Here is a 20,243-nt window from a genome sequence, read left to right on the forward strand (position 1 = left end):
GGATCAAACTACCTTGATCACCAAATCGGGTAGTCGATCAATCGTGCAGCGGATCACATCCCCTTTGACTACTGGACCTACATTTTCTGGGGTTCCTGAATAAATAATATCCCCAGGAAAGATCTCATTCGCTTCAGATAACTTGGCGATCTGCTCTGCTACTGACCAAATCATTTGATTGAGGTCTGCACTTTGCTTGGTTACGCCGTTCACCGATAAGGTAATTTTTCCACTCTGAAAATGCCCTACTTGCGCCACAGGAAAGATCGAGCCAATAGGAGCAGAATAGTCAAAAGACTTACCAATTTCCCAAGGCTTTTTCTGATCTCCCATAAAACGCTGCAGATCCCTTCGGGTCATATCCAGGCCCAAGGCATATCCATATACATGCTCTAGCGCTTTTTCTACTGGAATATTCTTGCCACCCTTGCTGATTGCAGCGACTAACTCAACTTCATAGTGATAGTTTTTAGTCAAGCTTGGGTAGGGATGATCGACGATTTTATTGGGAGCCACAAATTGAATGGCATCGGTTGGTTTTTGAAAAAAGAATGGCGGCTCTCGAGTGGGGTCAGAACCCATTTCTCTAGCATGAGCGGCATAATTTCGACCAATACAATAAATACGTCTGACAGGAAACTCTTCTGCACTGCCAGCGATGGGAACATAAGTTTGCCCAACGATAAATGGAGTTTTGATAGAAGCCGCCTGGGTCTGACCTGAGACTGCCGCCGTTGTGAAGGCAGCAGCACCAAGGCTTATTTTGAGGGCACTACGACGACTCATATTTTTATTGATACTCATGTTGTCTCCACTATCAAATAGATTGCACAATCTTAATACTAATTTAAAGAGTGAATGAAGTCATAAATCAGGGTAAGCTAGCGCCATGAAATTTGCTAAAAAAGTACTCCATGCCCAGCTGCTCATTGTGATATTGGCTTTACTTAGTGGGTGCGACAGAGAAACCTATACGACTTGGACTTGTCATTCCGCCAGCGAAACCAAAATCCCCATGGTGCTTCGCAAAGCACAAATGGCGTTTAAAGGGGGTAAGCTCGATTACTGCGGTAGTCTAGGTAATCTCAGCTATTTTGCTCAACAATGTCCCGCTCAAATTGAGCAATCAGGAACATTATTTACACCCTCCACTGGCCTACTTATTATGAATGGTCAAGAGTATCAATGCTCAGCTCTCTAGGTAGCATTTCAGATGAATAAACTGAGTCCCAAGAAACTGCTACTCACTAAGTGGACTGCAGTAAAGCCGATTGCCAAACAAAAGCATTTTCTAGTGAGCAAGGTCATTCTTCCCGAACCCCCTAATGAAAAAATAGAGTTCGTCGAGATTGAGGCCGTCTATAGCAAGAAGACGACACAGATTGCTTGGCGTGACCTCACTAATAGTGAGCTATGGGTACAAGGCTGGAAATAAAAAAACCGCCTCAACAATTGAGGCGGCTCTTTGGCTAATATACGGAGAATTAGTCAGACTTTTTCTTCGATGATGGTGTTTTCTTAACCAATTCATCAATATTTTTTTCTGCAGCATCCGCAACTTCATTCACAATACGGCGCCCTTCTTTAAACATATTCTGACCAGTAGTAGACATTTCGTGAACCACTTTAGATAACTTGTCGGCATGTGCTGGCATTTTATTTTCAGCATCTTCAAGCCAAGTTACCAGTGATGCGCGTACTTTTTCAAGATGCTTCTCTGTTTCATCAGCAGCACCCTCACTCAAGTCTTTCAAGACAGCTTTCACTTTCTTTTGGTAAGCGTTCGCCCGTTTAGCAGCTTCTTTTGTTGCTTCATCTTGCAAATCCTTCAACTTCGCCAAATCATTTTTAGCGGCAGATTTTGCACTATCTAAAGCATTCTTCATGCCCCACTCAATCTCAGCTAAGTGATGTTCACTCAATTTTTTTGCAGCCTCTAGTAAAGTATGTGAATAATCAAATAATTCTTTGGCTTTTTCACGTTGCCATTTTTGCAGTTCTTGTGCATCCATTTTTTAACTCCTATCAATATGGGGTTTATCAAATCTCTCATATCCACTCTATACCGAAATTGGCAGACTGCCAATTCCTTCTAATTTATGGCATTAAAATGACAATACCATGGAAAAACACAGTATTTATGAGGCCATTGGGGGCATCGATAAGGTAGATGAATTGGTCGATCGTTTCTATGATCTCATGGCACTAGAACCCCAGTTTGCCGAGCTTCAGGCTATCCATCCACCAGATTCAACCAGCTCTCGAGAAAAGCTTAAGTTCTTCCTCACAGGCTGGATGGGCGGACCTGACATTTATTCACCCAAATATGGGCACCCTATGCTGCGTGCTCGTCATCTGCATTTTAAGATTGGCATCCTAGAGCGCAACCAATGGCTAGCATGTATGTATCGTGCGCTTGAAGAGTGTGGCATTGACGGCAATATTGCTAAACAACTAGAAGAATCCCTCTTCAATACTGCCGATTGGATGAGAAATCAGCCCAACTAGTTAGACTCAATCTAATTTTGCACCTGCTTGTTTTACTGCTTTTGCCCAACGCGGCATTTCAGCAGCAAGGAACTTTGTAAATTGATCGGCATTGAGATAAGCAGGATCTGCGCCTTGTTCAATCATTTTTTTCTGAATATCTGGAGACTCTAAAGTCTCTTTAAATGCTTGACTCAATTTATTAGTGATATCGAGCGACGTTCCTTTAGGAGCAAGAATTCCATAAAAGCCCACCACCTCCAAATTGGCAACGCCCGTTTCCAATACAGTCGGCGTATTCGGTAGAGCAGGATTGCGTTTAGCACTTGTAACTGCTAATGCTTTAACCTTGCCTTGCTTCGCATAGTTGGCTGCTTGAGGTACAGACTCTGCCATAAATTGCACGTGTCCTGCTATCAAGTCTGTAAAAGCCGGGGCGCTGCCCTTAAAAGGAATGTGCACCATAAAAATACCCGTCTCACTTTTCAGCATTTCGGGTACTAAATGAGAAATTCCACCATTGCCAGCTGAACCATAGTTGAGCTTTCCGGGATTGGCTTTGGCATAAGCTATAAATTCTTTTAAGGTATTTGCACTCACCTCTTTATTCACAATCAATGCAAGCGGTTGCTGCGCTGTTCTCGCAATAGGCTGAAAATCTTTTAAGGTGTCATATGGTGACTTTGTATAAATTGCTGGATTAATCACCATCGTTCCAGTGTTTGCTAGCAATACGGTATAGCCATCAGCAGGAGACTGCATGACAAATTGTGCGCCAACCGCACCACCGGCGCCCGCTTTGTAATCGACAATCACCGGCTGGCCTAATACGGATTGCAACTTATCGCTGAGCAATCGAATATGGGCATCTAAAGGGCCTCCCGCTGGAAAGCCAATAATGATCTTGATGGGTTTATCGGGATATGCTGCGTACGCCACCCCACTAGACAATCCTAGGGCAATACTCAACAACAATATCCTGATAATTAGTATGGGCTTAGGCATTAATGGGTACTTTTCTTTGACTTCGATACACTTTACCTTAAAGTCAATTTAGAGAAATAAGCAATGATCGAAAGTGCCCTGCAATTATTAAGTGACCCCAATGCTTGGATCGCTTTTTTAACACTCTCCGCCCTGGAAATTGTTCTAGGGATAGACAATATTATTTTTATTAGCGTCATTGCCAATAGACTGCCAATAGAAATTCGGGAAAAAGTACGGCGCTTTGGCCTGTTCTTTGCTTTAGCCACCCGCATCTTATTATTACTCAGCCTGACATGGGTAATGAGTCTTACCACTCCACTCTTCACATTGTTAGATCATTCTATTAGCGGTCGTGATCTCATCCTATTGCTGGGTGGATTCTTTTTAATCTGGAAAGCATCTAAAGAAATCTACGTTGAAGTAGAAGTGGGCGAACACGATGCACAAATTGAAAATGTCGATAGCGATATGGTCAAAAAGTCGATTCCCGCTCTATTTCTCAGCTCTGTATTACAAATCGGCTTACTCGATATTATCTTCTCGCTCGACAGTGTGATTACGGCAGTAGGTATGGTCGATGAAATCAGCGTCATGATTGCGGCCGTGATTGCTTCGATTCTCATTATGCTGATTGCTGCCAAGCCAATTGGCGACTTTGTGCAACGTCACCCTTCTATCAAGGTCTTAGCCCTCTCCTTCTTAACAGTAGTTGGCGTGGTACTGATTGCAGAAGGAATGGGTATGCATATTCCTAAGGGCTATGTGTATGTCGCGATGGGATTCTCCCTCACCGTGGAGTTATTGAATATTCGCTCGCGTGAGAAGAAAAAACTCAAGAAAAGTCATTAGTACTGGGGCTACCTAAAGAGCTTGAGCACAAGCATGGCCACTTGCCCAGGCCCACTGAAAATTGTGACCCCCTAAGTGCCCGGTGACATCAACACATTCACCAATGAAATATAAACCTGGATGTTGGCGCGACATCATCGTTTGCCCATCTAAGTCTTTTGTATCTACACCGCCCAACATGACCTCAGCCTTTTTCCAACCCAAAGTTCCGGCCGGCTTCATAGCCCAATTGGTGATGAGCTCTTTGAGGGCCTGACGATCTTTCTTGGATACCTCGGCCCACTTACGCCCCAGCAGATTTCTTTGTTCTGCAAAAGCTTTGGCGAGCCTTTGGGGTAAAACTGAAGCCAATATGGTTTCTGTCAGCCTAAGACGATTGTCTTCATTATTAAATAAGGTATCGCAGTTAAAGCCACCTGGTCGCTCAATAGCACCTAACCAATCAATATGGATAGGCTCACCCTCAAGCCAATAACTACTGGCTTGCAGTACCGCAGGTCCAGATAAACCTTTGTGGGTCAGCAATACATCTTCATTAAAGCGACATGCACCATAACGATAGCCTTTAGAGCCAGATGCGATCCGGACTGGAACACTCAGCCCAGCAAGCTCATTCAGATTACCAAAGGTCTCTGCAGTAAATGAGAGTGGCACTAATGCCGGCCTAGGATCAACCACCTCAAGACCAAACTGTTTTGCAATATCAAGAGAGTAAGCAGTTGCACCAATTGCGGGAACAGGCAAGCCGCCCGTCGCCATGACTACAGAATGAGTTTTCTCTACACTCTCGCTGGTATGAATGAGCCAATGCTCACCCTCTTTTGTAACAGCCGCTACTGCTACGGGATTACGGATTACGACTTTTCCTGTGGCACATTCAGTGAATAACATCTCGATAATCTGCTTGGCAGAGTCATCACAAAATAATTGCCCTTGATGTTTCTCATGGTAGTGAATGCCATGAGCAGTCACGAGTTTGATGAATTCTTTTGAGGGATATTTTGCTAAGGCACTCTTCACAAAATGAGGATTGAGCGAGAGAAAATTAGCAGGGCTGCTATGGACATTAGTAAAGTTGCAACGCCCTCCACCGCTAATACGGATCTTTTCACCTAAAACTGGCGCATGATCTAAAACGAGTACTTTTTTGCCAAGCTGACCAGCTACACCAGCACAAAACAGACCAGCTGCACCGCCACCGATAACGATGGCATCCCAAGCCTTCGTCATGATTTATTCAAAGCGATCAATGATCTCAGAAGAGATATTGAGTTTTTTCATGTGTAGCTTGGTATAGGCCTGACGAAAATTCTTGGTCATTGAAATCATGACAGAGGCAGTCCATGCAAAAGAAAACATCCCCGAGAAGGCAATGATGACTGCCAGCATTTTCCAGCCATCTGGCAGAATATCTTCCATGAAACCCATCGCGGTATAGGTGCTGCCACTAAACAAAATGCTTTGCCCTAAAGTAGGCACTAATTTCAATACAAACAGTGCGATACCCCAAATGAAAATTTCTGTAATGTGGGTGAGGAATAAACAAAATACACTGATGTAAAAGCAGGCAGCAACCGTAGAATATTTTTTCTCAGCTAAATACAGAAAAGTTTTGACTTCATAGCGCTTAGCAATCTGCAGTAACAAAACACCATGAAATACCATCACCACCAATAACATGAATCCACCTAAGAGGTAGCCGGGTAGGTCTAAATTGCTAGCAATGCTAGTTTGTGCAGGGTTCATAAATGGATTCGATTGTCTTTAGGCTATTTTACTTTGGCCGACAATGCCTTTAGGCCAATTGATACCAGTCTTGAATGATCTTCCAAGCTTCTTGGGCAGTCTCGACAAAATGGATCGCTTTCATATCCTCTTGATCAATCACCCCAAACTGCACCATTCCCTTAAAGTTCACCATCTCATTCCAAAAAGCTTTGCCGACTAATATGACTGGGATGCTAACTACCTTTTTAGTTTGCATCAAAGTTAACACCTCAAATAGCTCATCAAAAGACCCAAAGCCACCAGGATAAGCAACGATGGCCCTAGCTCGCAACATGAAGTGCATCTTACGTAAAGCAAAGTAATGAAAGCGGAAACTTAAGCCTGGACTAATATAAGGATTCGGGTGCTGCTCTCTTGGCAAACTAATATTAAAACCAATCGTTTGATCACCCGCTTCAAATGCACCACGATTAGCCGCCTCCATAATTCCCGGGCCACCGCCAGTACAAATATGTAGCTTGTTAGAACTCTGTTGTTGAGTCGCGTTGTAATGCGCTACTAAAGCCCCGAAGTCTCTAGCAGACTCGTAATACTGACTATGAAGTAATGCTTTCTTGGTAGACTCCAACTCTGTAGATGTCTTAGCATCCTTGATGAATACTTCTGCATGCTCACGACTGACAAAACGGGTAGAACCAAATACTGTAATCGTATGGTCTATGCCATGTTCTTTTAGTAGTATCTCAGGCTTGAGTAATTCCAATTCAAAGCGAATACCGATCGTTTCCCTGCGAGACAAAAATGCTTCATCGTCAAAAGCAAACTTATAAGAATCAACGGAATCTTCTTCAGACGTCTGACTCTTGTGAAGATTTAAAAACTCAGTAATGGTTTGAGCATTATTAATGGGAAGCTTTGGACTCATATTGCTACCTTAAAACATCTATGTGAAATCATCTTATCCTTTGTGCTGCCCCACTCAATATTCTCAGTATTAATACCTAGTTTAACCAGGAGAATCAGCCACTAGGGCTTGCGAGGATTTACTGAGGCTCTAAGTAGAGTTAATATTGACAGAATTTAAACCAAACCGAGGGAAAATCCATGAGCAACCGTTCAATCATCATTATGGTACTTGTATTAGTTGGTGCCACAGCCTACTTACTCCTCAAGGGCGATGGCAATATTGATATGGGCGGTGAAAAGCATGGTGCTGAAGCAGTTCATATTGAAGATGCTAAAAAAGATGCTCCTGCAGCAGCTCCGGCTGCACCAGCGGCACCAGCAGCGGCCCCTGCAGCTGACGCGAAGAAGTAATTCTTCAATAGCAAATGAAACCGCGGTTCGCCGCGGTTTTTTTATACTTACTGAATGAACAAAGTTCTTTTCTTCCTCGCAATACTGTGGATTTCACAATCTAGCTATAGCCAACCTTCTGGCCAGTCCTATCGCCCCATGAAAACTATTGATCCCTCCATGATTTCCTCGTTTGCGCCTACAGGCACTCTACGTGTTGGCATTAACTTAGGTAATCCCATTTTGGCCAATGAAAATCCTGTGAGCCACCAAGCCCAGGGAGTGACGGTTGATATCGCCCAAGAAATCGGGAAGCGTATTGGCCTACCAGTCAAACTCATTCCATTCAAAACAGCAGGCAATACAGTGGATGCCGTGAAGACTGGGGAGATTGATTTAGTGTTCGTAGCAATTGATCCCGTCAGAGGCGCTGATATTAGCTATACGCCAGCCTATATCCAGATTGAAGGTGCTTATATGGTCAAAGCTAGCTCACCCATCAAGACAAATGAACAAGTTGACGTAGCTGGTAATGAAATCGTAGTTGGCAAAGGGAGCGCCTATGACCTCTACCTCACACGAGAAATCAAACATGCCACTCTTCTCCGAGCTCCAAGCTCACAAGCAGTCGTGGATGACTTTATGTCAGGCAAAGGTAATGTGGCAGCAGGCGTAAAACAGCAGCTAGAGAGTGATGCCAAGCGCTATGAGGGATTGCGGATGTTGCCAGGTCGCTTTATGGCAATCAATCAAGCCATTGGTATTCCGAAGGCAAGGCCCCAATACGAACTGACCACTGCATATTTAAGCGATGTGATTACTCAGCTCAAGCAATCCGGCTTTGTGGCACAAGCATTGCAACGCCATCAGATTGAAGGCGCTAAGGTAGCGGACTAAGCTTACCCAATAAAGTAGCTCAATTAGCTAAATTCCAATGCATTCAGAGCGATACTACTGGCATGACCTTAGCACCTAGCAAGCTCGATATCCTCCAAGCGCTGAGTCCACTCGGCCCACTCATGCGCCTCAAGCGTGAGCCTGCTGAGCATAAGGGTCACGCTGGTAAAGCCGTCTTGATCGGTGGTGCACCTGGAATGGCAGGCGCCCTCCTCCTTGCCGGAAATGCTTGCCTTCATCTTGGTGCTGGCTGGACCATATTAGAAATGCTTGATCCTGCGTCTGCACGCGCTGATAGCAATCAACCTGAACTCATGATTCGCCTGGCTAACAATGAACCTAGCGAGGTATTAAATCAAAACCAACCTGATGTCATTGCGATCGGACCTGGGCTTGGTAATTCTGCATTAGCGATTAAATGGCTCAAGGCTTGCCTAGCTTATCCCAAGGTTCCGTTGATTATTGATGCAGATGCACTCAATCTGATTGCAGACTCAACTGAGTTACTCAGTGCACTTCAACTACGCAATCAACAATTTCCAGGTCAAAGTATTCTGACTCCTCATCCAGGTGAAGCGGCCCAGTTATTAAAATCTTCATCCGCAGAAATTCAAGTAGATCGCTTCAGCTCGCTTCATCAATTAGTTCAGTTAACTCAGTCTATGGTTGTTCTCAAAGGTCAACACACCTTAATTGCGGGACCCCAACACTCTGCAGTTCAATGTGAAGCCGGTAATCCCGGTATGGGCACCGGTGGCATGGGTGATGTATTGACCGGCAGCATTACAGCAATCGCTGCTCAAGGGGTGCATCACCATCTGAATCTTTGGGACTCTAGCTGCATCGCTGTTCAGCTCCATGCTTGCGCTGCCGATAGCCTAGTACAAAAAGGGGTTGGCCCAATAGGGTTAACTCCTTCTGAAGTAATTGCAGAGATGAGAAGCCTCCTGAATAAACTGTTATAAAACCGTATGCAATCCACTAGCGCAGAACATCATCACCGACGTTACCTCTACGGCATTTTGATGGCCGGAGTGGGCTCCATGCTCTTTTCCGGTAAAGCTGTATTGGTAAAGTTGGCTTTTGGTTATGGGGCCAATGCAGAAACTTTATTAGCATTACGTATGCTGATGGCACTTCCAATGTTTTGGAGCGTCTACTGGTGGGAGTCTCGCAGAAAACCAATGAGCCCGATTACTTGGCAAGACCGTGGCAAATTATTTTTCCTCGGTTTCTTAGGATATTTTTTATCTAGCTATATTGATTTCTTGGGACTGCAATATATCTCCGTTGGATTGGAGCGCATTGTTCTCTACCTGACACCAACGATTGTTTTACTCATTTCCTACTTTGCTTTAAATAAGCACATTTCAAGAATGCAGTGGTACGCCCTTGTGGTGGGATACCTTGGGGTATTTGTCGTGTTTATTCAAGATGCGAGCTCGACGGGCATCCACGCATGGCTCGGAATGATATTAGTCTTTGGCAGCGCGTGTAGTTATGCCATCTATATGATCGGCTCTGGCGAAATGGTCAAGCGCATTGGTAGTGTGCGCCTAGTAGTCTACGCAAGCACGGCGTCTGCAGTATTTAGCGTGATTCAATCCTCACTGTATAACCCTAGCGCTGTGTTTGAACAGGCTGCACAGATTTACTGGCTCAGCCTTCTCAATGCAGGATTGTGCACAGTAATTCCCATGTTCCTCGTGATGATTGCGATCAATCGCATAGGCTCACCACTCGTTGCACAGGCCGGCATCCTCGGTCCTGTCTCCACTATTTTCTTGGGTTACTTTATTTTGTCTGAGCCAATTACTTTGATGCAGATTGGCGGAATGGTGCTGGTGATTGCTGCTATGTGGTTGTTAGTACGTAACGATGCACCAAGAAAAAAGTCATCTGACTCTAAAACATCCGATGACTTTAATGAAGTGGAACCCCTCAACTAAGAGACTAGAAACTACTAAGCTGCTGGTTCTGTAGCTTTAGCTCTTTTCTTAGACTTCTTCTTGGTTTTTTTCTCGGCTTTCTTTTCTTTTTTAGCCTTCTTTGCGCCTGCTTTATCGGTTGGCGCCACATCTGGAGCAGCAGTAGGCGCTGAAGTAGGAGCAGCAGCCGTGGAAGAATCGGCAGCCATCGCGGAGATGGAAGATAACCCAATCGCTGCTGAAACAAGGGTGGCCAAACTAAAGCGAGCGATACGAGAAATCATGCGATTCTCCAAGAAGGTTATAAATCATTTAAAAAGGCCATCATCAGACGGCCTTTTTGTTTTACTAAATCGCCTTATGCAGGCTGGGCTTCTGCCTCAGTAATTTTTTCTAGGGCGGCAGCTAAGTGACCAACAGTACGGTCAACATGAGCCAGCTTTTCTAAACCAAATAAACCTAGACGGAATGTACGGAAATCTGATCTTTCATCACACTGCAGTGGCACACCTGCAGCAGTTTGCATACCTAGCGCAATAAATTTTTTGCCAGACTGAATATCCGGATCCTTGGTGTAGCTCACAACTACGCAAGGGGCTTGGAAGCCCTTCGCAGAAACTGAGTGATAGCCTTTGGATACGAGTAATTCACGAACTTTGGTACCAAGCTCTACTTGTTTTATTTTTAAAGCAGCAAAGCCAAGAGATTGTGTTTCTTTCATGACACCGCGCAAGATCTTGAGTGCATCGGTAGGCATAGTGGTGTGATACACATGGCCGCCCTTTTCATAGGCTTCCATGATTTGTAACCACTTTTTCAAGTCCATTGAAAAACTACTGCTTTGAGTAGTATCAATACGCTCACGGGCTCTTTCGCCTAAAGCGATTAAGGCGCAGCATGGTGAGCTGCTCCAACCTTTTTGTGGCGCTGTAATCAAGACGTCCACATTACAAGCTTTCATATCAACCCACATTGCACCAGAGGCAATGCAATCTAATACAAATAAACCATTTACAGAGCGCACTGCTTCACCAACTGCTTTGAGGTAATCATCTGGCAAGATGATGCCGGCAGAAGTTTCAACGTGAGGAGCAAAAACTACGGCTGGCTTTTCTTTCTTAATAAAAGCTACTACTTCCTCAATCGGTGCAGGGGCAAATACACCCTGTGCAGAATCTTCTAATTGACGACCTTTGATAACAGATACATTGTCAGCAATGTGGTCTAAGTCAAAAATTTGGGTCCAACGATAGCTAAACCAGCCATTGCGCAACACTAAACACTTCTGTTTATTGGCAAATTGACGAGCAACTGCTTCCATGCCGAAAGTACCGCTACCAGGAACGATCACTGCAGAGCTGGCGTTATAAGCATCCTTGAGGACACTAGAAATATCGACCATCACACGTTTAAATTCTTCAGACATGTGATTTAAAGAGCGATCGGTGTAAACAACCGAAAACTCTAACAATCCATCTGGATCAACATTGGGAAGTAAGCCTGGCATAGTAATTTCCTAGGGATTTCTGTGGTTAGCCCTAAATGATACCGATTTAAGCATTTATTGCACTGCAATCTTGTTTTCTTTGATCAATTTGGCCCATTTTGACTGGTCTAGACGTAAAAACGCAGCAAATTCCTCGGCACTACCACTGGCAGGGTCACTTCCCCGCTCCAACATAGCCTTCCGAATTCTCTCCTGAGCTAAAACAAACATCACGGTTTGGTTGATCTTTTGCAGCACCGATTTTGGTGTATTGGCAGGCGCGAACAATCCAAACCAACCTACTGCGCTATAGCCTGGTAGACCAGATTCGGCAACAGTGGGAATATTCGGCAAGGCTTCCGATCGCTTTGCACCCGTTTGCGCTAAAGCTAGTAACTTTCCAGATTCAATTTGTGGCATCACAGTTTGTGCAGGCCCAAACATTAAATCAATATGCCCTGCTAATAAATCCGTTAAAGCCTGTCCAGTTCCTTTGTATGGAACATGTAGTAATGTCACGCCAGCCATTGAAGCAAATAACTCACCTGCTAGGTGCGATGCCGAACCTGGTCCTGAAGAGCCATAACGAACTTTTCCAGGATTGGATTTTGCATAGGCAATTAAAGCCTTGATTGAAGTCACATTCAATCCAGAGTTAGTAGTAACAACATAGGGCGAAGCCGATACAAGCGCTACTGGAGAAAACTGTGCAATATTTTTTTCTGTGACGGCAGCAGTTGAGCCCATCAATAAGGTGTAGCCATCTGCTGGAGACTGGGCAACCAAGTCAGCACCAATGAAGCCGCTTGCACCTGGACGATTTTCAATCACGATAGATTGCTTCCATAATTCTCCGACTGTGGGAGCAATCAAACGAATTAATGTATCTGCGCCGCCGCCAGGTGGAAACGGCACGATGACTTTAATTGACTTCGAGGGATAAACATCGGCTGCGCTAACAAATGATGACACAAGAGTAGTACAACACAAAAGTACCAACATCAGAGGCAATGCTCGCTTCATAATGCTCTATTCAATAATCGTTGTGCGTAACGTAGAAATACCATCGATGGCGCACTCTACTACGTCACCGGGCTTTAAATAGAGATCTTCTGCATTTTCTTTGCCAACAGCAACACCGCCAGGTGCGCCCGTAGAAAACATGTCCCCTGCTTCAATGGGAATAAAGCGCGAGAAGTGCTCCAAAATATCTGAGATCTTCCAAATCTGATCCACTGTATTGACGCGCATCCGCTCTTGTCCATTAACCGAACAGGTCATCCACAAGTTATAAACATCGGGAATCTCATCGATCGTGACAATTTCTGGCCCAAGAGGACCAAAGCCTGGAATATTCTTACCTGTCCAAAAACGCGAACCAGATGCTACTTCACGTAATTGCAAATCGCGGCAAGTCAAATCATTCAAGATGGTGACACCCGCTACGTAATCCATAGCCTCAGCTTTTTTTGCCCCCAGGGCTCTTTTACCAATAACAAAGACTAACTCAGGCTCGTAATCCAAGCGAGTAATTCCCTTTGGGCGCACTACTCTGGCTTCATGACCAGATAAACAGGAATTAAGCTTAATAAATGAAGTGGGCTCTTGAGGAATTTCTTTAATCAAGTTAGTGCGCTTGAGCTCTTCTAAGTGTGTGCGATAGTTTTTACCAACACAGAGAAACTTTTCTGCATCGGTAATCGGGGGTAGGTAAGTAATTGTTTTTGGATTAATGAAAAGGGATGAGCAATCACTTGCAGCAACTACCCAAGACTTAGCCTGCTCCATCACCTCGCTACCAGCCTGCAAGAAGGCTTTCATATCGCCTGGGAAATCCGCAATTCCTAACTTTTTAGCAACATCGACAAATGGCAGAATTTGATCTCCAGAGGGATTTGGCAAGCGAGCACCGATTTCAGGATAATTTGAACCAGCGCGAGTAAAGGTAATGAGTCTCATGTTGTCTTTAAATGAAATTATTTAGATGGAGTATTAATGGTTAAAGTTGATACCATACTATAAAAATCATCGGAGACAAGCATGAAGATTCAGCAGTGTTTTTGTGGCGTCATTGCCTTTCTAGCGTTGTACTGTTCAATAGGTATGGCACAAGAATACCCAAATAAACCAATCAAGGTTGTGATTCCTTATGCTCCAGGCGGCCCGTCTGATATTTTCGGTAGGCTGCTCTTCCAAAAAATTACTGAAAATACTGGTTACACATTCTTTATCGAAAATAAGCCTGGAGCAAGTGCCAACATTGGCATTCAATATGTTGCCAAGTCTAATCCTGATGGCTATACACTTCTTCTTAGCAGTAGTGCATTTGTGATTAATCCTTCTCTTATTGCAAATTCTGGATATGATGCAAGTCGTGACTTTGCGGCAATTTCATTGCCAGCAAGCTCACCTAATATCATCGTTGTTAATCCCACATTCCCCGCCAAAAATTTCAAGGAATTTTTGGCCTTAATCAAACAAAACCCAGGTAAGTATGACTATTCATCGCCTGGGGCTGGCACAAGTCCGCAACTGACAGCCGAGTTGCTAAAGCTAAAGGCCAATTTGGACATTAAACACATTGCTTATAACGGTGGTGGGCCAGCGCTTCAAGCAGTCTTAAGCAATGATGTGCCCATTGGTTTTGCAGTGTTACCGCCAACTGTCCAGCAAATTTCAGGAGGCAAGGTGCTTGGCTTAGCAGTAACCAGTTCCGCAAGATATCCTTCCCTACCAGATATCCCTACAGTTGCAGAATCTGGACTACCCGAATTTGAAGGGGAAACTATTCAGTTTTTGATGGCGCCTGCAGGAACCCCAAAATCGATCATTCAAAAACTTCATCAGGAAATTACCAAGGTCCTCGGTAATCAAGAGATGCGCAATAAACTATCCGGCATTGGCTTTATTGTCAGCCTCAGAACTCCAGAGCAATCAGAACAAAAGATTAAGCTCGAAGTTGAAAAATGGGCTCAGGTCATTAAGGCAAATAAAATTCAAGCAGACTAATGAAAGCATGATTAATTGGCTGTAATTCCTGCAGCCTTCACTACTAACTCATTCTTTTTTAACTCACTAGCCATAAAGTTTTTAAATTGCTCGGGGGTGCCCCCTATGATCACCGTACCCTCAGCGGAGAATATTTCGACAACTTCTTTATTGGCTAATCCGACATTCACCGCTTGATTTAATTGCTGAATAATTTTTTGCCCAGTACCAGCAGGGGCGAGGATTCCATACCAAGTACCAGCATCTACTCCACTTACCCCAGCCTGCACGAGGGTTGGAACTTCTGGCAATAGCGCAGATCTATTTTTAGAGCTTACCGCTAGTGCTCTTAGCTTGCCAGACTTAATAAATGGTGCAGATGTGCTCACCGTATCAAACAAGACATCAATCTCCCCGCCAAGCAAGGCAGTTAATGCAGGATTGGTTCCCTTAAATGGGATATGGGTCATATCTATTTTCGTCGCCATCTTAAAGGACTCGCCGGCAAGATGCGCTGCGCTGCCATTCCCAAAGGATCCATAATTCATTCTGCCCTTGGCATCCGATCCGGCCCTCAATAAATCAGCAACAGAATATATTTTTGAATCTGCATTAACTACCAACACTAAGGGTTGAGCAGATATCAGTATCACTGGCTCAAAACCTTTTACTGGGTCATACGGCAAATTAGGGTAAGTAAATGGGCTAACCGTTAAGGGCCCAGCTGCACTAAACAATAAGGTGTAGCCATCTGGCGAAGCTTTGGAGACAAAGTCCTGACCGATCGTGCCACCAGCACCCGCTTTATTCTCAACAAGAACAGGTTGATTCAGGCTTGAGGAAAGTATCTTGGCAATCAGCCTCGCCGTAATATCAGTGCCACCGCCAGGCGCGTACGGAACCACTAGCTTAATTGGTCTATTGGGGTAGGGTTGAGCCCATGTTGAGCTAATCCCAAGAACCATTAAGGTCAGTAGAAAAACAGAATGCAGGAATTTTTTCTTCATCACAGTTCTCGCCTTCTTTGTGGAGTTAGAAATACATACTAGTCAGAGCCTAACTTCAATGTACTTGTCTGACGTTTCTCAACTGCATTTTTTAACAAGGCTGCCATACGATAAATGCCGTGTGCAAATTTTCCATAGGGCATGGTTAAAAATAAGCCCATCACAAATCCCAAATGAATGATCAGCAAATAAGACATCAAGGCACTTTCTCGAAGTACCAGTAAGAATAGGCCAGATAAGCCAATCAAAAACAGTAGCAAAATAAAAGCTCTGTCCATCGGCTTTTGGCGTGCATCACCATGAAGGGGATTGCGACGTAGATTTAAAAAGAGTAGTCCAATTGGGCCAATCAAAAGACCCAGTCCGCCAACCGTACCAAGAATCACTGGCAGACTATTAAACGCATAAGGAGCGTCTAGTTTCAGAACATAGTGGTATAGCGTTGCAACACTAGTAGATGCAAAACAGAGCATGAAGCCATAAAAGGTAAAGTGGTGAAAACGCTTTCGCCAAAGCGTGAAACCATCATCCTCATTATTACAACCCTCCCCGTGTCCGCCATCCAGGTATTTCATTGTCAAGGCGTCATGAGCTGATTCACCAATAGCAGCAATTGAAGCACCAGTCTTAGAAATATTGCGCCAGAAGTTATAAAAACCAATCCCTAGCGCAAGTATAGAAAAGGAAAATACGGCACCAAAGATTAAAACCAATACATTGTGAGGAAAGACGGCATAAAAGTTTCCATTTAAGGTTACGTTTGAATTTTCTCTGAGCGCTGTTGATAGCCACAAAAAGAAAGCCAAAGCCAAGGAACAGGCAAGCGCAACAATGACACCATTATTTTTATAAAGCCTACCGAATGATTTGGGCCAAGCATATTCAACATAGGTTTCTTGGCGAACAGCTGCCATAGCCTGCGGGACATTTACGGCAAATTCATTCGGAGGAGCATATTGGCATGAATGCAGGCAAGCACCACAGTTATGACAAAGATTTGCCAAATAATTAATATCTGCCTTATTAAATTGCAAACGCCTTGTCATAGCGGGAAACACTGCACAGAAACCCTCGCAATACCTACAAGCATTACAGATTGTCATGATGCGATCAACTTCACCCTCCTGATCGCTCATGCCAGTTCGCCTGGCCTCCTGAATTAAGTCATTTAACTGTTGCATCTTGATTCATTCCCTGCTGCAAAGGCGGCATTTCTACCAGCTATTCGACCAAAAGCAGTCCCTATGGCCATCCCAATACCAGCCGTGTAACCTTTGCCTAAAATATTTCCTGCCATCATTTCTCCAGCCACAAATAAATTGTTGCTGCGAGTGCCATTCAAAAATATCGCGGATGTCTCATCGGTTTTGAGACCAAGATAGGTAAACGTAACACCGGGTCGCAAAGGGTAACCATAAAATGGGGGCACTTCAATCGTGGTAGCCCAATGTGTTTTTTCAGGGGCTATACCTTCGGTATGGCAATTATCTAAAGTCGTATGGTCAAACTCGCCGGGTTTACAAGCCGCGTTAAATTCTTGTACCGTATTTTTTAACACCTCAGCGTCCAAACCAAGCTTAGAAGCTAACTCATCCAGACTATGAGATTCATTGCCGGAAAATACTGGGGGCATAAAGCGACCAATCGATTTCGAGTCAATAATCGAATAAGCAATTTGATCAGGCTGTTGGGCTACTAACCTGCCCCAAATTGCATAACGCTTAGGCCAAAAATCTTCACCCTCGTCATAAAAACGCTTGGCATGCTTGTTTACAACGATACCAAGAGAAACACAATCAATGCGGGTGCAAATACCGCCATCATAAAGTGGCGACCGCGCATCAATTGCTGCCATATGTGCCTGAGTGGGATCTCCAACCTGATCCGCGCCAGCGGCAATCATGTGTTTTAGAAGAACCCCTTTATTGAAGGTGGTTCCGCGGATTAAAAAATTATCCGCCGGACTTGCGCCATGCTCGTCAATGCCCCATGCCTCTCGCTGCCATTCAATATTAGATTCAAAACCTCCTGCAGCAAGTACGCAACTTTTTGCTGCAATTCTTCGACCGTCCTTAAGATGGGCTGCAACAAATTGTTTATCTGAAAGCTCAATTGAAGTAACCTCAGAGTCATATTGAATATCAATACCAGCCTTTTCAGCGCTTCGGTAGTAGGCGTTTACCAATGCCTTGCCACCACCCATAAAAAATGCGTTAGTTCTAGATAAGTGCAAAGTACCAGAAAGAGGAGCCTGAAAATGCACTCCATATCTTTGCATCCAAGTACGACAAGTTGCAGATTCACGAATGGCAATCCTCGCTAGAGGCTCATTGGTTAAGCCACCAGTTACTTTGAGCAAATCCTGCCAATATTCATCTTCAGGATAGGATTCCAATAAAACATCTTGAGGCTCTTCATGCATACAACGGATGTTTCGAGTGTGTGAAGAGTTGCCACCCCGCCATTCCTTGGGGGCAGACTCAAGCAATGTCACAGACGCCCCAGACTCTCTTGCCATTAACGCTGCACATAAGGCAGCATTACCTCCGCCAATTACTAGTACGTCGGTCAAAATAAACCTTTTTATTTACTGTTGGTGTACAAAAAGTAACTTTACTATAGAATTTGCTACAACATCATCGAGCCCTAAAAGCACTCTCCTATTTAAAACCTAAAGGTCTGCAATGCCTGAAAATCAAAAATCCCTTGTGCTTCGCGGCCTTTACCCTGCAACGATTACACCCTTCAAAGCCGACCTGAGCGTAGACTATGAAGCCTTAGCCCGCCACCTTAAAGAGACCGCTCATACACCTGGGGTCAAGGGGCTTGCAGTAAATGCTGGGCTCGCAGAAATCCTACAACTTTCAGATGATGAGAAAAGGAAAGTACTGCATTTAGCTCGAGAAATTTTGCTCCCCGGACAAATATTGATTAGCGGAATTGAAGGAAGAGGACCTGCAGCCGTTAAAGATGGTCTTCTAGCAAAAGAAGCTGGGGCAGATGCACTATTAGTACTCAATCCATTTGATGCGCGCCCATATCGTAGACTGGCTCAAAACCCTGCATCAGCTTATCAATTCTTCAAAATGTTGGATGAGCAGGTTGATTTGCCAATGATTGTTTTTCAATACCCCGATCCATCTGGCTGCGCTTACTCACTAGAATCTTTGGTCAAAATTTCTACCATTCGAAATGTGGTTGCAGTGAAAGCCGCCTGCGGAACAGTGACTCGTTATGTACAAATTTGGGAAGCATTGCACGACAAACTCACTGTCTTAGCCGCACTTGATTCACCTCCACTGCTAGGAATGCTGCTGCATGGCGTTCATGGAGCGTTAATTGGTATCAGCGTTATAGACACGCCAAAGTGGGTTGAGTTAATTGATGCCGCAATGAATGGCGACGCCGTTAAAGCACAAAAAATTCACCGTGATTTTTGTATTCCAATCATGGATGGAGTCTTTGAAAACCAAGAGCCAAGCTCTCCCACCAGTGAAGTGGCTTGCGTTAAAGAAGCTTTAGTACAGCTTGGGCAAATTCCTAACTCTCTCGTGAGACCGCCAGCAGTAGATGTCACTGAGAGTCACCGCGCGCATGTTAAGCGCGGTTTAATTGCTTCCGGCTTATTAAAAGGCTAAGCAGCATTTCCTTTTGGGCTGGTGGTTTTAGAGGAAACCCAAATCCCAGCCACAATCAAGGCAAACGCCAAGCCATGAAATAACTGTGGGGGCTCACCTAACATGGCTGCAGATAAGATGGCAGTAAACAATGGAATAAAGTTTGCAAAGAAAGCGGCTACGGTAGGACCCGCTCCACTGACACCCATACCCCAGCAACGGTAAGCAATGAGTGAGGGTCCAACGGCGACAAACAGAATCAAAGAGCCAGTCCATAGATTGAGATCAAGATAAGCATGCCCAGTGGCAATCTCAAAGCCATCAAACAGTCCGGTCCATAACAGGCCCACCAATACTTGGGCCATCAAAAAATCTGCCCAAGGCCATTGACGTTCCGAGCTTGAACCAGGCTTACTAAGCATCCAGCTATAAGTAGCCCACAAGAACGTGGCTAACATAATAAAGAGATCGCCGATAACCAATTGCATCTCCAGCAAGGTGGATGGCTCACCTCTCGTTAATACAATCGCTACCCCAAGCAAAGAAACGATGGCACCAATCAATTGCAGTAGATTTGGCTTCACTTGGTAAAACACAGCACCAATAAACAACATCCAAATTGGCATACTGGCACCAATTAAGGTGACATTGATTGCGGTAGAAGTTTGTAACGCTAGATATAAAAGAACGTTATAGCTACCTACCCCAAAGAGACCTAAGAGCACAAAACGCTTCTTGTTCTGCCATAAATCACTTCCCGGTTTAAAGACACGCCAACCCAAAGGTAGTAAGAGTAAAGCGGCTAGACCCCAACGTACCGTACTCAAGGTAATCGGCGAAACACTGCCCACCAATAAGCGCCCAGCTATCGCATTTCCAGCCCATAAGGCTGTCGCGATCAACAGATAAGTAGCAGTAGCAAAGGTCAGTTTAGGCATGCAATCGTGAGGGATGGATAGCCATTAAAGGCGCT

The 20,243-nt window shown here is 44.5% G+C and carries 24 protein-coding genes; 10 read left to right on the forward strand and 14 right to left on the reverse strand.

The window, feature by feature from the left end:
• Nucleotides 1–3: 3 nt before the first annotated feature.
• The gene (locus tag C2756_RS07360) at nt 4–804 is read right to left on the reverse strand and encodes a fumarylacetoacetate hydrolase family protein (RefSeq protein ID WP_251372015.1); all 801 of its coding nucleotides are present in this window, start codon (nt 802–804) and stop codon (nt 4–6) included.
• Nucleotides 805–889: 85 nt separating this feature from the next.
• On the opposite strand from C2756_RS07360, the gene C2756_RS07365 reads away from it, so the two are divergent.
• Nucleotides 890–1,201, forward strand: coding sequence for a hypothetical protein (locus tag C2756_RS07365; protein ID WP_215318312.1), 312 nt, complete (start codon nt 890–892; stop codon nt 1,199–1,201).
• Between the two features lie 12 nt (nt 1,202–1,213).
• The gene (locus tag C2756_RS07370; protein ID WP_215295114.1) at nt 1,214–1,435 is read left to right on the forward strand and encodes a TIGR02450 family Trp-rich protein; all 222 of its coding nucleotides are present in this window, start codon (nt 1,214–1,216) and stop codon (nt 1,433–1,435) included.
• Between the two features lie 49 nt (nt 1,436–1,484).
• Here the strand turns inward: C2756_RS07370 and C2756_RS07375 are convergent, their stop codons facing one another.
• Nucleotides 1,485–2,012 (reverse strand): hypothetical protein, encoded by a 528-nt coding sequence (locus tag C2756_RS07375; protein ID WP_215295116.1) that lies wholly within the window; start codon nt 2,010–2,012, stop codon nt 1,485–1,487.
• 109 nt (nt 2,013–2,121) lie between these two features.
• Between C2756_RS07375 and C2756_RS07380 the strand changes: the two genes are divergently transcribed.
• Nucleotides 2,122–2,508: a group II truncated hemoglobin gene (locus C2756_RS07380; protein ID WP_215295118.1), complete on the forward strand. Its 387-nt coding sequence runs from the start codon at nt 2,122–2,124 to the stop codon at nt 2,506–2,508.
• Nucleotides 2,509–2,514: 6 nt separating this feature from the next.
• Here the strand turns inward: C2756_RS07380 and C2756_RS07385 are convergent, their stop codons facing one another.
• Nucleotides 2,515–3,492 carry a tripartite tricarboxylate transporter substrate binding protein gene (locus C2756_RS07385; protein ID WP_215295120.1) on the reverse strand — a complete coding sequence of 326 codons (978 nt, stop codon included), beginning with the start codon at nt 3,490–3,492 and terminating at the stop codon, nt 2,515–2,517.
• A 63-nt stretch (nt 3,493–3,555) separates the two neighbouring features.
• Here C2756_RS07385 and C2756_RS07390 point away from each other — a divergent pair, with 63 nt between their 5' ends.
• Nucleotides 3,556–4,323 (forward strand): TerC family protein, encoded by a 768-nt coding sequence (locus tag C2756_RS07390; protein ID WP_215318313.1) that lies wholly within the window; start codon nt 3,556–3,558, stop codon nt 4,321–4,323.
• 12 nt (nt 4,324–4,335) lie between these two features.
• Here C2756_RS07390 and C2756_RS07395 read toward each other — a convergent pair whose 3' ends face one another.
• Genes C2756_RS07395 through C2756_RS07405 form a run of 3 tightly spaced genes read right to left on the reverse strand, consistent with a single transcriptional unit; the run spans nt 4,336 to nt 6,976 of the window.
• A complete protein-coding gene (locus C2756_RS07395) occupies nt 4,336–5,553 on the reverse strand; it encodes an NAD(P)/FAD-dependent oxidoreductase (protein WP_215318314.1) in 1,218 nt (405 codons plus the stop codon).
• 3 nt (nt 5,554–5,556) lie between these two features.
• Nucleotides 5,557–6,069 (reverse strand): hypothetical protein, encoded by a 513-nt coding sequence (locus tag C2756_RS07400; protein WP_215318315.1) that lies wholly within the window; start codon nt 6,067–6,069, stop codon nt 5,557–5,559.
• A gap of 49 nt (nt 6,070–6,118) precedes the next feature.
• Nucleotides 6,119–6,976: a TIGR00730 family Rossman fold protein gene (locus C2756_RS07405; RefSeq protein ID WP_215318316.1), complete on the reverse strand. Its 858-nt coding sequence runs from the start codon at nt 6,974–6,976 to the stop codon at nt 6,119–6,121.
• A 179-nt stretch (nt 6,977–7,155) separates the two neighbouring features.
• Here C2756_RS07405 and C2756_RS07410 point away from each other — a divergent pair, with 179 nt between their 5' ends.
• The 4 genes from C2756_RS07410 to C2756_RS07425 all read left to right on the forward strand — a co-directional run bounded on the left by C2756_RS07410 (nt 7,156) and on the right by C2756_RS07425 (nt 10,193).
• Nucleotides 7,156–7,368, forward strand: a complete 213-nt coding sequence (locus tag C2756_RS07410) for a hypothetical protein (protein WP_215318317.1) — start codon at nt 7,156–7,158, stop codon at nt 7,366–7,368.
• Between the two features lie 54 nt (nt 7,369–7,422).
• Complete coding sequence (locus tag C2756_RS07415; RefSeq protein WP_251372016.1) at nt 7,423–8,244, forward strand: ABC transporter substrate-binding protein; 822 nt, start codon at nt 7,423–7,425, stop codon at nt 8,242–8,244.
• A 62-nt stretch (nt 8,245–8,306) separates the two neighbouring features.
• Nucleotides 8,307–9,209, forward strand: a complete 903-nt coding sequence (locus C2756_RS07420; protein WP_215318318.1) for an NAD(P)H-hydrate dehydratase — start codon at nt 8,307–8,309, stop codon at nt 9,207–9,209.
• A 6-nt stretch (nt 9,210–9,215) separates the two neighbouring features.
• Nucleotides 9,216–10,193, forward strand: coding sequence for a DMT family transporter (locus C2756_RS07425; protein WP_215295132.1), 978 nt, complete (start codon nt 9,216–9,218; stop codon nt 10,191–10,193).
• Between the two features lie 14 nt (nt 10,194–10,207).
• On the opposite strand, the gene C2756_RS07430 is transcribed toward C2756_RS07425, so the two are convergent.
• The 4 genes from C2756_RS07430 to C2756_RS07445 all read right to left on the reverse strand — a co-directional run bounded on the left by C2756_RS07430 (nt 10,208) and on the right by C2756_RS07445 (nt 13,617).
• The gene (locus C2756_RS07430; protein ID WP_215318319.1) at nt 10,208–10,456 is read right to left on the reverse strand and encodes a protein tyrosine phosphatase; all 249 of its coding nucleotides are present in this window, start codon (nt 10,454–10,456) and stop codon (nt 10,208–10,210) included.
• A gap of 74 nt (nt 10,457–10,530) precedes the next feature.
• Nucleotides 10,531–11,679 carry an aminotransferase class V-fold PLP-dependent enzyme gene (locus tag C2756_RS07435; protein ID WP_215318320.1) on the reverse strand — a complete coding sequence of 383 codons (1,149 nt, stop codon included), beginning with the start codon at nt 11,677–11,679 and terminating at the stop codon, nt 10,531–10,533.
• Nucleotides 11,680–11,733: 54 nt separating this feature from the next.
• Nucleotides 11,734–12,681, reverse strand: a complete 948-nt coding sequence (locus C2756_RS07440) for a tripartite tricarboxylate transporter substrate binding protein (RefSeq protein WP_215318321.1) — start codon at nt 12,679–12,681, stop codon at nt 11,734–11,736.
• 6 nt (nt 12,682–12,687) lie between these two features.
• Nucleotides 12,688–13,617, reverse strand: coding sequence for a fumarylacetoacetate hydrolase family protein (locus tag C2756_RS07445; RefSeq protein WP_215318322.1), 930 nt, complete (start codon nt 13,615–13,617; stop codon nt 12,688–12,690).
• A gap of 81 nt (nt 13,618–13,698) precedes the next feature.
• Here C2756_RS07445 and C2756_RS07450 point away from each other — a divergent pair, with 81 nt between their 5' ends.
• Nucleotides 13,699–14,667, forward strand: a complete 969-nt coding sequence (locus C2756_RS07450) for a tripartite tricarboxylate transporter substrate binding protein (protein WP_215318323.1) — start codon at nt 13,699–13,701, stop codon at nt 14,665–14,667.
• An 11-nt stretch (nt 14,668–14,678) separates the two neighbouring features.
• On the opposite strand, the gene C2756_RS07455 is transcribed toward C2756_RS07450, so the two are convergent.
• Genes C2756_RS07455 through tcuA form a run of 3 tightly spaced genes read right to left on the reverse strand, consistent with a single transcriptional unit; the run spans nt 14,679 to nt 18,225 of the window.
• Nucleotides 14,679–15,653: a tripartite tricarboxylate transporter substrate binding protein gene (locus C2756_RS07455; RefSeq protein WP_215295144.1), complete on the reverse strand. Its 975-nt coding sequence runs from the start codon at nt 15,651–15,653 to the stop codon at nt 14,679–14,681.
• Nucleotides 15,654–15,691: 38 nt separating this feature from the next.
• Entirely contained in the window at nt 15,692–16,834 is a 1,143-nt protein-coding gene (gene tcuB / locus C2756_RS07460) for a tricarballylate utilization 4Fe-4S protein TcuB (protein ID WP_215318324.1), read from the reverse strand.
• The gene (tcuA, locus tag C2756_RS07465; protein WP_215318325.1) at nt 16,822–18,225 is read right to left on the reverse strand and encodes an FAD-dependent tricarballylate dehydrogenase TcuA; all 1,404 of its coding nucleotides are present in this window, start codon (nt 18,223–18,225) and stop codon (nt 16,822–16,824) included. The genes tcuB and tcuA overlap by 13 nt, the downstream gene beginning before the upstream one ends.
• A gap of 112 nt (nt 18,226–18,337) precedes the next feature.
• Here tcuA and C2756_RS07470 point away from each other — a divergent pair, with 112 nt between their 5' ends.
• Nucleotides 18,338–19,291, forward strand: coding sequence for a dihydrodipicolinate synthase family protein (locus tag C2756_RS07470; protein ID WP_215318326.1), 954 nt, complete (start codon nt 18,338–18,340; stop codon nt 19,289–19,291).
• Here C2756_RS07470 and C2756_RS07475 read toward each other — a convergent pair.
• The gene (locus C2756_RS07475) at nt 19,288–20,208 is read right to left on the reverse strand and encodes a DMT family transporter (protein ID WP_215318327.1); all 921 of its coding nucleotides are present in this window, start codon (nt 20,206–20,208) and stop codon (nt 19,288–19,290) included. The genes C2756_RS07470 and C2756_RS07475 overlap by 4 nt on opposite strands.
• Nucleotides 20,209–20,243: the final 35 nt, after the last annotated feature.

Source organism: Polynucleobacter sp. UB-Siik-W21, from assembly GCF_018687415.1.
In the GTDB taxonomy this organism is placed as follows: Bacteria; Pseudomonadota; Gammaproteobacteria; order Burkholderiales; family Burkholderiaceae; genus Polynucleobacter.